The following is a 15,359-nucleotide window of genomic DNA, read 5'->3' as shown; positions in this document are numbered from 1 at the left end:
TTCACACCTCCTAGACTTTTCAAAATTACTATTGTTCGGTCCTCCATGTTTTGGTCCTTTCACACTACTACGACCTCTGCTGACTTCTTGTGATTCACCAAGATGTCACCACCTTGGTTGTGTCGGCTCGTTATCACTCAACTCACACGTCACCCTCACAAGACCTCCCCCGGTAAGAACGAAAACTTTCCTCCCACGTAACTGCTAGATTTACTGTATAGGTTTCGGGCAGTATTGGATTTTATCTTGTTATGCAGACTCATCCGACCTAAGCCAGCCTTCTATCTAATTTCTGTTCGTCAGTTCGGGAGTTTGCGTCCAGCTTCCTTCAGCCACTACCTCACGATAGCCACCTTGCCTTTCGCTAACAGTTCCTACTGCCAAGCCTGTAGTGGTCTTTCACCACCAAGTTTTCGCCCATGCAGGGCGCACATAAAAAAAACAAGGAGCTGCTGAAGGGCAGTTCCTTGTTTTCATACTTTTTAAAGATAATGCTATTATTTTTGTAGTGCTCTAAATGATTTGTTGGTTACAGAACTTAAGGATTACCATTTAAGTTTTTCATTAAAATACTAGTAACAGCTATTTAATAATGGTCCTCTCAATTATGTTTATATTAAACTTCATTTAATTTCTTCGCATCTGGTTTGGTGTTATGCCATAGTAATGTTTAAATTTACGGTAAAAAAAATTAATATTTTCATACCCTACTTGATGTGCAATATCCACCACGCTTTTGTTTGTATTTTTTAAAAGTTCTCCTGCCCGAATTAATCGCTGGCTTTGAACTAACTCCATAAAAGTCTTACCTGTTTTTTCTTTAAGCATATTTCCTAAATAATTTGGATTAAAATAAAATTCTTTTGCCATATACTGAAGTGAAATGTTTCGATAATTCGTTTCTATGAAACTTAATAAATCAATTATATTTGTTTTTCCTTCTAATGTTTCAATATCATCATAATTCTTATCATGTTGATATACACGCATTAATTCTGTAAACATAACTAAAATATAGCTATTTATCATCTCCGTTGAGTATTCATCTGGATCTAGGTATTCACGAATCATATTTTTTATTATATAATGTAAATTTTTATTCTCTTCTGAATGAAATAAGATATATCTATCACGGATTTGATTGTTACTAGCAATACTTAATAAAAATTCAGGTACAATTCCAGTCTTGGAAAGGCGTGTAAAGAAAGAAGTGGAGAACGTTTCCTTTTTCATAATGATATTGATTAATATATCATTTTCATTCAAATGAGCAATTCCATGAGGAACATCTTTATCTAAAATACATAATTGTCCTTGCTCCAACACAATCTCCTTGCCGTTAATAAATTGCTTACATTTCCCTGAATAAACATAATTAATTTCAATAAAGTCGTGAGTATGTACTGGCATTTCTGCAAAGCGATGATGTTTATTTATAAAAATAGGGCCTCTGTCAAAAAAGTATTTTTCCTGCATTCTAGGAATTGTAGCGCCCTCTTCCAAGTAAAGTTCATTACCGTCAAAATCATTTATATTTTCTCGTCTCTGTCTTTGTTTTACTTCAATTTCATCTAAACTCCTCAGAATACGATCTAATTCTTGCAGGTCCAAAACAATCCACTCCCTGAAGTACTATCTTCTATCATTATACTAAATCCTTCGCAGTTCCCCCTACAAAAATAGCATCCTTCCTTATAAATTATATTTTCTTATTAAGTAGGTCGGGGTACAGCTCCAAGCATGACAATAACTATTAATTAAATGACTGCCATATGGCGAATAATCCTTGTTTGATGGATTGTAGAGTTCCCAGAAAGTATCCGCGCCATCCTTAATCATACCACCCCAATATTCTTTTATAATAGTAATTGTTTTTTTCTTTTCACCTAATAGAAGTAAAGCTTCTGCTAAATGATGATACATATACGGTGTATTCATCATAATTGAAGGCTTTTCTGTTAATAATCGATTCATTAACTTAAGATTTGATTTTTGATCTAGAACCCCTGAAATCACCATCCAGACCTGACTTGCCCATGATACTTGATAATCAGAACCACTGACAAAAAATTCTACATCCTTATCCCATAGATGTTGAAGCGTCGATTCAGTTACATCTTCAATCTTTTTCTGCAAAAAACGGTACGTTTCCTTATTATTCAATATTTGGGCTAGCTTTTTTGCTTTTTTCATAGCATATATCAAGATTGCTTGTGATGGAGCTTGTTTATTTAAATCATCATTCCAATCGATAAAGGACCACCATGTTTCATCATCTTTTACAATGTTCCTTTCATCCAGTCTTTCAAGCCCCAGTTCAATCTGGCGATAGGCGATTGGCCAAAGGTCATCCAAGGTTTCTAAATCTTTAGTAACCATATAGTAGTCATATAAAGTTGTTGTAAAAAATAGCGAATAGTCATATAAATAGGTATCGTCTGGCATTAATTGGGGCTCCATAAACAAATTTGCTGCTATTTGTCCTTCTTCATTAGGAACTGCTGCAAATAAATATAAACAACGTTTTACCAAATCATTATTTTGGAAAGTTTCATAATTAGCAAGAGCTTGTAAACGCAAATCTCCTAGCCACATTCTCCTATCTCTTTTTGGTCCATCTTCAAACACGCTTTGAGTACAATCTTTTAGTGTATTGATACTAACCTGATCAATCACATTTAATTCTTTGTCCGAACTATTTAATGGAACAACGTTCTTAGAATCTGCTGATGTCACTGTATTACAATAGATATCTTCAAATGAAACTCTATATTTAGCTGAAGTATCAAGTACTTCTACTTTTACGTAACGAAAGCTATATCTCCTTGGTAGGGATAAAACTTCCGGCAAGACATCTACATGAAGCATTTCTTCTTGTAACCACGAACTGCTAATCCATCCATTATAATTAGAAAATGGTTCCGCAACCTCAACCGGCATCTCTCCAAAGGTCAAACGTAGATGTAATGGTGCATCTGGCGGACTTCCTACCGGTTTAATATTCGTTGTAAGGTAACCAACTAAATGCTTCCCAAAGTCCAGAATAAATGTATCCCCTTTTCCAAAGTCCTTTCCTTTTAAATCAGCAGCTGGCTCAACAACATTACTTTTCCATCCATGAATTTCATTAACATCTGGAGTCATTTCTATTATTGAGATGGGATGAATTATATTTTTATTAAAGTTTGGTTTTAACTTATCTGCTTTCTCTTTATAAAACTTATTTTCTATAATTGTTCTATTTTTCACTTGCTGAATTTTCATTAAAAACCCGCCTTTATAAAATTAGTAATTGCATATTTAATTTTTTTGATCAACAATATCCTTATAATCTCTGTACTTTTCATCTAATTCTTTTCGTATAGTAGGATAAATCTTATCTAAATTATAGAAACTCATAATTATCATAGAAATAATAACCATTACAGCTGGAATAATTAAATAACTTGCTTTAATTGCTAACAAAGCTGGATCTGACTGTACCTCATTAGGTACATAACCACCAATAGACAATGTCCACGCAGTGATAGAACCCGCCATAGCTAAAGCCAGTTTACCTATAAATCCATTTAACGCATTCAATACTCCAGTAACATTTATCCCTGTTTTCCATTCACCATAGTCAACTGGATCCGCTTGCATAGAAAAGTAAATACTTTGACGTAATCCATATCCTAAAGCGGCTACTGATGCCCCTGCTATTAGTCCTAAAAGATTTATATTAGCTATCATCATAATGATAAAACCTAATAAATTGATTGCACTAGAAATCATATATACCGTCTTTTTGAACATTCGTTTAGAAAATATAGGTGTTAGCAAAGTTCCTAATAAAGGTACAAACGTTGTAATTCCTGCGATTATACCTGCTAAATCTGGACGTCCGACATTATAAGTATAGTAATAGATTAATGCACCTTGCATAAAGAAGTGGGATCCCCACATAAATATAATGTTTAAAGCAAAAATTTGCCAGGGACGATTTTGTTTTAATGAAACAAAAGCCTGTTTTAAAGACACTTTCTTCTGCTGAATCTTTACTTTCTCCTCTACATTTTTAAACGTAACGAAGAACAGTAATACCGCAATGATAGAAAAAATAGTCATTGTAATAAAAAATCCTCTTGCTTGTGATCCACCGCCTAACATATTTACAAGTGGTAAAGTCAACACACTTACCGTAGTTGCACCTATGAAGGAAAAGATAATTCTTGTTGTAGCTAAAACTGTTCTTTCCTGCGAATCACTTGTCAAGCTAGGTAAGATTGATGCCAAAGGGATATTAACCATTGTATAAGCTATTGATAATCCAATATAAGTAATATAGGCGTAAATTAATTTACCAACTGAACCTATATCTGGCACATAAAATGCTAAAATTCCTAGTATACCAAAAGGAATAGCACCAATCAGAAAATACGGTCGAGATTTTCCCCATTTTGTATCTGTCTTGTCAATAACTACGCCCATTGCTATATCTGTAAAAGCATCTATTAAACGAGTAATCAAAAAAAGTAAACTAACTTGGGCAGCTGCAATACCTGCAACATCTGTATAAAAGAACATTAAATAAAGCGTTATCACTTGCCAAATTAAGTTACAAGCTAAATCCGCAACTCCATATCCAAATCTTTGCTTCCATACTCCTGTACTCATATATATTGAACACCCTTTCAATTCTCTTTATATAATAAGTAAAACGCTTTCTAACATAATTAACAATAATCATTTCACAGCTCCTATTGACCATTTCACAGATTGCAGAAAGACATCTTCCCGGATGACATCATACGCCTTTCCTTTGATTCAATTTTCCATACTTCAACTTACAAGTAATTGCTGCTTACGAATCTACAGTGCAGTATGTATTCATACCACCGAAGTGTTACAGTTACACAAAAAAGATGACTTCTGCGCAATACAGAAATCATCTTTTTGATATACTTGAAAAAAGTATATATTTTTCATTAATTTGTTGTTTTCCTTTTTTATTATACTTCTTTAATATCAATTCCCCGATCCCTTAATTTCAGTATACTACTACGTTCTGTATCTCGATCAATGATTAAATGATCCACTACATCTAAATCACCAATTTTTGCAAATGCCTGGACACCGAGTTTACTGTGATCAATCATGATGTAAACCTTATCTACATTTGAAATCATTTTTTCCTTTACTCTTGCTTGTTGCTCATCTGATTCGCTCATTCCACGATCCAAATGCAATCCTTTACAAGAAATAAAAGCTTTATTTAAATGATAGGAGTCTAAACATAATTCTGCAACTGGGCCTATATAAGAAAGTGATTCTTTACGGAGTATACCTCCAGTAGATATCACCGTTACTTGACTTTTGGTACTTAATTCCATAGCTACTTTGATAGAATTCGTTAATACAGTAATAGAGATGTCAGGCAATACTTTTGCCATATACCAAGCGGTTGTACTCGCATCTAATATGATTTTATCGCCTTCTTCAACATGCTTTACCGCCTCTATTGCAATTGCTTTCTTTTCTTCCACATTCATAATTTCCCTTTTAGAGTAGGGAATTTCCAACGAATCCGAATGAAGGCTTACTGCCCCTCCATGACTTCTCAACAATTGTTTTTTCTTCTCTAACTTTTCTAGATCTCTACGTATGGTCTCTTCTGTAACAGAAAACAAATTACTCAGTTCAGATACTCGCACACTTTTTCTTTCATTTACTAATTCTACAATTTTTTGCTGTCTTTCGGCTACTAACATCTTATTCCTTTCCCTTCTGTATAGCTTCTATAATATCCGTTTTCTATTGTAACTTTAGAATACCATTTTTGATTAATTTTTGGCTATTCTCTAGAAGTATTAAACTATAATTGTTTTTACAGAAGAGTTTTGTTTAAGAGCTTACCCCTGTAGATGTACAGAAAGATCGGAAAACTCCCATTGTGATTCAAAAATTCATTCCATGATAAGAAAAAGTCGGTTTTCCGCCAAAATACCTTACAATAAAAGAGATATTTCTTAATAAAGCAGAAAAATAATTTAGTAAACACGCCATTGAATTATAAGTTTCTCACCCCGAAAACTAGCTAATCATCCCATTTACTTTATCAATTTTTTCAAAAAATGGATTTGTATCCCTCTCAATTATATAATTTGAAAGGAATAATTACCTGATCCTAACTTTATGACCGTATCTGTATGGTTTCTATAGAATTGATAGAGACCTTCAATATCTGATAATTGTTTGTTTCTTTCGGTAACTTGTAACGGTGATATATCTCTAAGAACAATCGTTGCACTGGCATTTGCAGGTATATTTACATTGTATTGCATATCCTTTTCAGATATTTTCCACTCAGACTTAACTGATCCATACATGGTTTCAACACTTGCGCTTACCCAATCTAAATTTGCACCGGTACGTGGTTCAAGTAAAATATGTTTATAACCTGGTTTATCAGCAGTTGAATCAATACCAGCTAACACTTTGTACAACCATTCTCCAATAGACCCATAAGCGTAATGGTTAAATGAATTCATATCATCACTCCAAAATGAACCATCCTCTTTAATGCTATCCCAATGCTCCCATACTGTTGTAGCACCTTTCGTAACCTGGTACAGCCAGGAAGGATAGTCCGTTTGCAATAATAACCTGCAAGCAACATCGTGATAACCATGTTTGCTTAAAACAATATTTAAATAAGGTGCTCCAATAAACCCAGTCGTTAGATGATAGTTCTCTTTTTTAATTAATTCAACTAAATTGGCTGCTACCTTTTCCATTTGATTCTCACTTGCAAGTTCAAACATTAAAGTTAATACATGAGCAGTTTGGGTTTCTACTGTTAAATTCCCTGATTCTAATATGAATAATGATTGATATGCTGACTTTATCTTGTCTCTCAATATACGATATGTCTTTGCATCCTCTTCTTTATTTAACACCTCTGCCGTTTTCCTTAATAAATCTGTTGAATATGCAAAATAAGCTGTTGCAATGAGTGTCTTATCCGTTGCACCGCTATAAGTATCGGGTTCAGAATCTAACCCTAACCAATCTCCCAACTGAAAACCTCTATCCCATAGTTCCTCCTTGGTACCTTGATTTCGTATATACTCTACCCAGTTCTTCATACTTTGATATTGCACATCCAAAATACGTTTATCGCCATAGCTAAGATACATTGACCAAGGAATAATGACAGCAGCATCACCCCAGGCAGCTACGGAATGAGTAACTCCTCCTAAGTTTCCACTTGTTTTTTGAATAATATTCGGTACCACATATGGCACTCCTCCATTATCTAATTGATCTGCTTCCAAATCTTTTAACCATTTTGTGAAGAAAGGTGCTACATTCCTCAGATAAGCAGATGTTCGGAAAAACATTTGTGCATCACCTGTCCATCCAAGCCTCTCATCTCTTTGAGGACAATCGGTTGGTACATCTAAAAAGTTACCTTTAAGCCCCCAGTTAATATTACGATGCAATTGATTGATTAGCTCATTTGAACTTTCAAAGGAACCGGTAGTCGACATGTCAGAATGCAGTACAACTCCAGTAAAGTCCTCTATGTTGATATCATTCAAAAAACCCGTTAATCTTACATACTGAAAACCTTGAAACGAAAAGCGAGGTTCAAACATTTCCCCCTCAGGATCGCCTTTACATATATAAGTTATTTCCTGTGTAGCCTTTCTTAGATTACCAACGTAAAAATTTCCATCTTTATCCAATATTTCTGCATGATGTAAGGTTATTTTTTGCCCTTTATTACCCTTCAATTGACAATGCATCCAACCCACCATATTTTGACCCATATCCAGTACTGTTTCTCCATTTGGGGTTTGGATTATCTTTTTTGGCTTAATATACTCTACTTTTCTTACGGGTTCATTTCGCTGATCAATAAGTTTATATTTATCATATGATAAATGCTTTGTAGGTACCCATGTTTTGTCATCCAATGCAGCTTTTGACCAATTATCTATTTCTTCACGTGCATCATAGTATTCACCAAAATAAATCTCAGACATTTGAATAGGGCCAGTAGTCGCTTTCCAACTATCATCTGAAGTTATAACTGTCTTCGTTCCATCTTCATAAGTAATATGAATTTCTAAAATGGCAGCTTTTTTATCACCATATATATTCGTACGACCTTCAAAGCCAAAGTATCCTTTATACCAGCCGTTTCCAAGAATAAAACCTATAGCATTTCTACCTTCTTTAATAAGTGTAGTAATATCATAGGCTTGATATTGTATTCGTTCCTGATAACTTGTCCAACCCGGTGTAAAATAAAAATCCCCTATACGATTTCCATTCAATTGTAATTCATACAATCCTAATGCGCTTGCATAAGCTCTAGCTTTTTTAATCGGTCTATTAACATGAAATTCCTTCCTTAAATAATGGCAGGCTTCTGGATTATCTTTTATTTTTCTTTGATTGGAAGCACAAATCCATTTAGCTTGCCAATTAGATGCATCTAACATACCTGTTTCCCAATAGGCAGTATTAGACCATTCTGATTCTTGATTCGAATCATCCCATACCTTTACACGATAATAGTATCTCGTAAAAGGTTGAAGGTTTATTTGATTCAATGGAATATGAACGCTTTGATCAGATAATACCTTTCCTGAACTCCATTCGATAGATTGAAAGATTTCATCTAGTGCTACTTCTATAAAATAAGCTTGTTGTTTTACATTTCTTTGATCCGATATTAATTTCCAATTCATTCTAGGGTGTTTTACATCTAAGCCTAAAGGGTTCTCTAAATATTCACATCGTAATGACGTTACACGTAGCATATCTTCACTCCTAGACAGATTAAAGTTTATATTTTCGTATAAAATAGGTTGGCGTACAACTCCACGCATGACAGTAGCTATTAATTAAATGACTTCCATACGGTGAAAAGGTTGGATTATCAGGGTTAAAGAGCTCCCAAAAAGTATCTGCTCCTAAATCAACCATCTTTCCCCAATAGTTTTCAAGGTATTGAATAGCGATTTCTTTCTCTTCACTAATTAACAATGCATCAACTAGATGGTGATACATATATGGCGTATTAATACCGACTTTTGGATTTTCTTTTAATAATCGCTGAAGTAACTTTTTATTTCTTTCCTTATCAAACACTCCTGCAATCACCATCCAAATCTGACTTGCCCATGAGATTTGTCGCTTTTCACCACTTATAAAAAAGCCAACTTGTTCATCCCACAAATATTCAATCGTTGCTTTCGCTATGATATTGATTTGTTTATCTATCCAACTAAATGTTTCTTCTTCCTCCAGTATTTTTGCTATTTTCGCTGTTTTCTTCAATGTATAAATTAACACTGCTTGTGAAGAGGCTTGTTTGTTCAGTTCTTCGTGCCAATCAATAAATGACCACCATGACGAATCATCCATAACAATATTTTCCTTAGAAAGGCGACTCAAAGCATTCTCCACTTGTCTAAGTGCGGATGGCCATAAATCTTTTAATGTCTGTTTATCTTTTGTTGCTTCATAATAATCAAACAAAGTGGTTGAAAAAAATAATGAATAATCAAATAAATAAGTGTCATCGGGAATTAATGTAGGTTCTAAAAATAAATTAGCTGCAATCTCTCCATTTTGATTAGGTACCGCTGCAAACAGATACAAACATCGTTTCACTAAATCATTATTTTGTACGGTTTGGTAATTTGCTAAAGCTTGTAATCGTAAATCGCCTAGCCACAATCGTCTATCTCTCTTAGGTCCATCTTCAAATACATCATGCATACAATCGATAAGGGTTTTAATACTTACCTTATCGATTTGTTGCATTTTTTCATCTGCTATCTCTACCTGAGGTATTTTATTAATATCAGCAGACGTCACTGTCTTACATGAAATCGCATCAAAAGAAACGCTATATTTTGGCGAGGTATCTAAAACAGAAACTTTTAAATACCTAAAACTATATCTTCTTGGTAACGTAATAGTAGCTGGCATAACATCAACATAAAATACTTCCTCTTGCAGCCAAGAACTGCTTAGCCATCCTTCATAATTATAAAAGGGTTCGGATACTTCAACCAATGTTTCACCAAAAGTTAACTTAATATGCAGAGGGGCATCGGGTGGGCTCCCTACTGGATTTATATTCAACCTTAGAAAGCCTGCCATATGGTCATTAAAGTCAACAATAAATGATTCATTTTTACCGTATGCTTTATGTTTCATTTCTTGCCAAGTTGCTATTTTCTTGGCATTCCAACCATGAATAGCCTGTGAATCTTCATAGGTTGTTATATAATGTTTAGGTTGTTGCAATTTGGTATTTAATTGCGGTTTTAATTGTTCTGCGACCTGTTTAAATTCCGAATTTTCTATTATATCTCTATCCTTGCTTTCTTGTATATTCATTAGTTACCTCCTTGTTTACACAAATTCACACATACTATCTTAAAAAATTTTCATCATAACATGTTAAAACTATCCCGCTTTAACCAGTTATTTTGCCGTCCATGAAAGATTTATTCATTTTTCTTATTTGGTTGAATTTTTTAATCATCTTTTATAGAAACTAGTTATCAGTCATTAGGATATATCATAATCTTTATGCTATTTTTCTTATCATACATTGCTTTTTCTAAAGCAATTTGAGTATCTTCTAAGCCATAATGATTCGTCATAAGCGGTTGCAAATCATATTGACCAGAACCTAAAATATCAATACCTTGTGAATATGTATTAGCGTATCGGAATATACCAATAATATCCACTTCCAAACCACTTACCGTATGGATGTTAAAGGTAATGTTTTCTTCTGGGGGTAAGCCAATCACTGCCATTTTTCCACCACGTTTAATGGTCTGTAAAATCGTTTGGAATGCACTTTTATTTCCTGAACATTCCCATGCTAGATCTACACCTTTATTGTTAGTTACAGCAAAAATTTCCTCTATTACATTATCACTTATAGGATTTAATACATGCGTTGCTCCTAATTGTTTCGCAATCTCTAATCTCTTTGGCTCTACATCTGAAACAATAATATTTTTTGCTCCATATGCTTTAGCTGCAATAATAGACATTAATCCAACCGGGCCCATTCCTGTAATAGCTACTGTATGACCTAGTCTTAAACAAGTTCGATGTGCTGCATGTAAGCTAACGGAAAATGGTTCAATCAGGGCAGCTTCCTGATAAGACAATTGGTCTGGTATAACGTGTGCAAAATCAGCTCTAATCTTAACAAATTGACATAAAGCGCCATCTATTGGAGGCGTTGCAAAAAATGCTACACTTGGACAAAGATTATACCGTCCTAATTTACAATTCTCACATAACCTACAGGCAACTCCTGGCTCAATAGCCACCCTATCTCCTAATGTAAACTTCTCTACATTCCTCCCTATCTGAATAACCTCACCAGCACACTCATGTCCTAGAATAAATGGTGTTTTTACCTTTGTATTACCAATTCCTCCATGTTCAAAATAATGAATATCTGAACCGCATATTCCAACTGCCTGAAGTTTCACTAATATTTCGTTATCAGATAAAGATGGAATAGGTTGCGTTTTAATTTCTATCTTTTTTATATCTGTCATTACAGCCGCTAACATGCGAGTTGGTATTACAGCTTGATCCATGTTTTTTTCCTCCCCCATCATCCTTTTACTGCCCCGCTTGTCATACCTTTCATTACCGTTTTATTTAAGAAAAGATATAAAATAAGGGTTGGCAAAATTGCCATTGAAATGGAAGCAAATGTTGGACCCCAATCCCGCTGACCGTATTGACCGGCAAAGCTCATTAATCCTGTTTGGATCGTTCTTAAATCAGAATCACTTATGAAAGTCATCGCAAAAATTAGATCATTCCAAACAAAGAAAAATTGTACAAGTGCTACAGTTACAACAGCATTCAAGATCATCGGTAAAGCAATCGAAAAAAAGATGCGATAAATATTAGCCCCGTCCATAATAGCTGATTCTATCAATTCATTTGGAACAGCTTTAAAATAACTAGTAAACAAGAAGATAGTCAGCGGAAGACCAAATGCTATGTATACGAGAATTAAACCAAATAAATTATTTAACAAACCAGTATGGTAATACATCGTAAAAATCGGGAGCAAGACAATGGGAACAGGCACCATAATACCTGAAATGAACAATAATAAAGTACCTTTTTTCATTTTCCATCGCATTTTTTCAAGCGCAAATGCAGCTCCTGCTCCAATAATAATAATCAAAAACAATGCTGGAAAAGTAACTACTATACTATTCTTAAAGTAAGTGCCCATATTTCCCGTATTCCATGCTTCTACATAATTATCAAAGTGAAACCCCTGTGGCAATGCATACATTGGTGCAGAATTGAATTCTTCAGGAGTTTTCAAAGAAGACATGAGTAACCAAAAGACCGGATACACCGCAATAATAACAATCATAATTATCAGCAGTTTTCCTAAGATATTTGCAACCAGCTTTTTTAAGTTGAAAGATTTATTCTGTTTAGTTATTGGTGTTAATTCCACTAGAATCTCTCCTTATTTCTTTTCTTCTTTCCATGAAGATTGGTATACAATAAGCGTAATAATTAATGTTAAAAATAGTAAAAATAAAGCAATTGTACTACCATATCCATAGTTCCCACTTGTAAAAGCCTGTTGATACATATGAACTGATAATGTAGTTGTTGATTTGCCAGGACCTCCGTTGGTTAAAGCTACTACCTGTTCAAATACCTTTAATGTTCCGCTTAAACTAAAGATAATCGCAGAAATAAGAATAGGTTTAATTAAAGGCAGTATAATAAATTGTGTTAATTTCCACCCTTTCGCCCCATCGATTCTTGCAGCTTCTAATACATCTTCTGGTACATCCATGAGACCAGCATACAGAATGACAGCATAGAAACCCATCGCTTTCCAAATCTCCATAATGCATAAAATCCAAAATGCTGTTTCTGTCTGTCCTAACCAAGGTTGGACTAATTGCTCTAAATGAATCGCTTCTAGCAGACTATTAATTAACCCCAAATTAGGTGCTATTTCAAATAATTTCGAGAATAATTGAGCTATTGCTACAGTTGGTAATACTACTGGAAAGAAAACCAGTGTTCTTACAAGAAAAGAAGCTTTTTTTATATAAAATACATATAATAGAGATAACAGAAGCCCTAAAAAAACCTGACCCGTGGTTACTATTAATGTAAATTTAGATGTAACCCATAAACTGTTATAAAAATCCGGGTCATTAAATAAAGCAAAATAATTGGCTAATCCAGCAAATTCAAAGCCACTAATTAAAGACCCCTCAAAAAATGTATACACACTTGACCATATAATAGGAACAAATAGCAATACCATAAAGATCAATATAGCCGGCAAAATAAATATCATTATTGCCTTTCGATCATTTAAAACCTTATGCATGATTTCACCTCAACTACTAAGTTTTATAAAGTGAGACTTCCAACAGCGGGGATTCTCCTATGATGATTAGCGTAACTTATTATGTTGTTAGCAACCGTTTTAATCTATTAATTTCAAAAATAACTATTTAGGTCAGCTTTTACGGATGCTTTATAAAATGATAAAATGATAAAATGATTCAGGAAGGAAGGATTACCTCCTTCCTTTCTTTATTAAGCTATGATTAATTGTTTAATTCATCTTCCATTGCCTGCATATACTCTTCTGGCGTCATATCACCATTTATAAGCAATTGAGCATTCTGTTCCGCTAATAATTTTTGGTCTGCGTTAAATCGACCTTCAAACCATAACGCAGCATTTTCAGCTTCTTCAATTGTTTCCAATGTTAATTCGGTTAGTGGGCTAACATCTTCTGGCATATTTTCTACTTTAAATCCTGATACCATTCCCATCTCATTAATAGCTGTTTCTCCATAATTAGTGAACGCTTCTTTTACCCAATCTGCCATTTGTTCATCATATTTATTAGAAGCAATACTTAATGTTAAACCAGCGTTCATAGACCAATCAGAAAGGCTTCCTTCTCCACCTTCCACTAAAGGAATATTGAAAAGTCCAATATTATCTACACCAACTGAATTTCTACTTGTATCATTAAAATTTGCTACATCCCAACTACCACTGTAATACATTGCTGCATTTCCCTGTAGAAAGCTATCTAAGGCAGTATCCGCATCAACCGTATTAACTCCTTGTCCAAAATACCCCTTATCTCCCATATCCTGAATCGTTTGAGCTGCTTCGATAAAACCTTCATCTGTCATATTTAATTCTCCATTACTTACTCTTTCCATGGCGTCAGTTCCATAATATCGAATGATGTAGCCATTGATATATCTAGTAATCGGCCACCTTTCTTTTCCAGCTACTGAAAATGGCTGCACTCCTGCATTTTCTAAAGTTTCACTTACTTCTAAAAGTTCATCCCATGTTTCTGGAATATCTAACCCTTGCTCCTCAAAAATTTGTTTATTATACCAAAAACCTTCAATATTCATTTCTACTGGCAAAGCATATAAACCGCGACCATCACTTAACTGTTCCAGCAAATCAATAGCGCTTGTATTTAGTTCTTCATATATTCCTAATTCTTTGAGTTCATCTTCAATATCTATAACAGATTCATTATCAATCAATTCCCCCAATTGATTTGACTCATACTTAAATAATTCTGGTAAATCATTACTAGCTGCAAGAAGAGAAATTTGTTGCAGAATATTATTTTGCTCAATTGTTTCGATTTGCAAATCTGTATCTTCTCTCTCATTATCATAATCTGATAAAATTTTTGCCTCCTGTACATCAGGCGGATCTTCAGATATGAAATCTATTGTTCTTACATCTCCACCACCACCGCTACCTGACCCTTCACTTGAACTACATCCTGCCACAATAAATACAGAAAATATTGCTATAAATACGATAAATAATCTCCTAGTCATATCTATACTCCTTTTTTAATTATGATAAAATCTATTATTATTGTAAGCGCAATCAAATAAAGTTGTAACCGCTTTATAAATTAGAAAAGTGTCCGTTTTTTTCAGATTTTTGATAAACTATCTATCAAATAGCGAATGTAAGTGAATGATGATGGTATCTGAAAAATTTCAATCAAATAACCCGGGAGAAGTTCCTTGAAAGGATTTCCCCCGAGTTTTCTGCTAGCACTGTATTCGTTCTTTCTCTCAAAACTATCTTTTTTTAACCAGTTATCACTATCTATGAAAACAGGGATTTTTACTTTGCTTGGACCATTCTTGTAAAACTAAATTCAAACAAGTATTGAATAAGACTTTTATACAAATGCTGCACTCTCATCATAATAAGTTTTTCTATAGATGCCTGATCATTTTCATCATTTTATACCA

The 15,359-nt window shown here is 34.0% G+C and carries 10 protein-coding genes; all 10 read right to left on the bottom strand.

Annotated elements, in window-relative coordinates:
• Nucleotides 1–627: 627 nt before the first annotated feature.
• Complete coding sequence (locus MKY65_RS08495) at nucleotides 628–1,611, bottom strand: helix-turn-helix domain-containing protein (protein ID WP_339183997.1); 984 nt, start codon at nucleotides 1,609–1,611, stop codon at nucleotides 628–630.
• Between the two features lie 81 nt (nucleotides 1,612–1,692).
• Nucleotides 1,693–3,264: a sugar hydrolase gene (locus MKY65_RS08490; protein WP_339183995.1), complete on the bottom strand. Its 1,572-nt coding sequence runs from the start codon at nucleotides 3,262–3,264 to the stop codon at nucleotides 1,693–1,695.
• Nucleotides 3,265–3,300: 36 nt separating this feature from the next.
• A complete protein-coding gene (locus MKY65_RS08485; RefSeq protein WP_339183993.1) occupies nucleotides 3,301–4,656 on the bottom strand; it encodes a glycoside-pentoside-hexuronide (GPH):cation symporter in 1,356 nt (451 codons plus the stop codon).
• Between the two features lie 335 nt (nucleotides 4,657–4,991).
• Nucleotides 4,992–5,750 (bottom strand): DeoR/GlpR family DNA-binding transcription regulator, encoded by a 759-nt coding sequence (locus MKY65_RS08480; protein ID WP_339183990.1) that lies wholly within the window; start codon nucleotides 5,748–5,750, stop codon nucleotides 4,992–4,994.
• A gap of 384 nt (nucleotides 5,751–6,134) precedes the next feature.
• Nucleotides 6,135–8,813 (bottom strand): family 78 glycoside hydrolase catalytic domain, encoded by a 2,679-nt coding sequence (locus tag MKY65_RS08475; protein ID WP_339183988.1) that lies wholly within the window; start codon nucleotides 8,811–8,813, stop codon nucleotides 6,135–6,137.
• A 19-nt stretch (nucleotides 8,814–8,832) separates the two neighbouring features.
• Nucleotides 8,833–10,404, bottom strand: coding sequence for a sugar hydrolase (locus tag MKY65_RS08470; RefSeq protein WP_339183986.1), 1,572 nt, complete (start codon nucleotides 10,402–10,404; stop codon nucleotides 8,833–8,835).
• A 167-nt stretch (nucleotides 10,405–10,571) separates the two neighbouring features.
• Nucleotides 10,572–11,636: an NAD(P)-dependent alcohol dehydrogenase gene (locus tag MKY65_RS08465; RefSeq protein ID WP_339183984.1), complete on the bottom strand. Its 1,065-nt coding sequence runs from the start codon at nucleotides 11,634–11,636 to the stop codon at nucleotides 10,572–10,574.
• A 17-nt stretch (nucleotides 11,637–11,653) separates the two neighbouring features.
• Nucleotides 11,654–12,526, bottom strand: coding sequence for a carbohydrate ABC transporter permease (locus MKY65_RS08460; RefSeq protein ID WP_339183982.1), 873 nt, complete (start codon nucleotides 12,524–12,526; stop codon nucleotides 11,654–11,656).
• Nucleotides 12,527–12,538: 12 nt separating this feature from the next.
• Nucleotides 12,539–13,426, bottom strand: a complete 888-nt coding sequence (locus tag MKY65_RS08455) for a sugar ABC transporter permease (protein WP_339183980.1) — start codon at nucleotides 13,424–13,426, stop codon at nucleotides 12,539–12,541.
• A 223-nt stretch (nucleotides 13,427–13,649) separates the two neighbouring features.
• The gene (locus MKY65_RS08450; RefSeq protein ID WP_339183978.1) at nucleotides 13,650–14,930 is read right to left on the bottom strand and encodes an extracellular solute-binding protein; all 1,281 of its coding nucleotides are present in this window, start codon (nucleotides 14,928–14,930) and stop codon (nucleotides 13,650–13,652) included.
• Nucleotides 14,931–15,359: the final 429 nt, after the last annotated feature.

The organism is Oceanobacillus sp. FSL W7-1293, from assembly GCF_037969815.1.
Classification (GTDB): Bacteria; Bacillota; Bacilli; order Bacillales; family Amphibacillaceae; genus Oceanobacillus; species Oceanobacillus oncorhynchi.
This window is presented reverse-complemented; position numbering and strand designations above follow the sequence as displayed.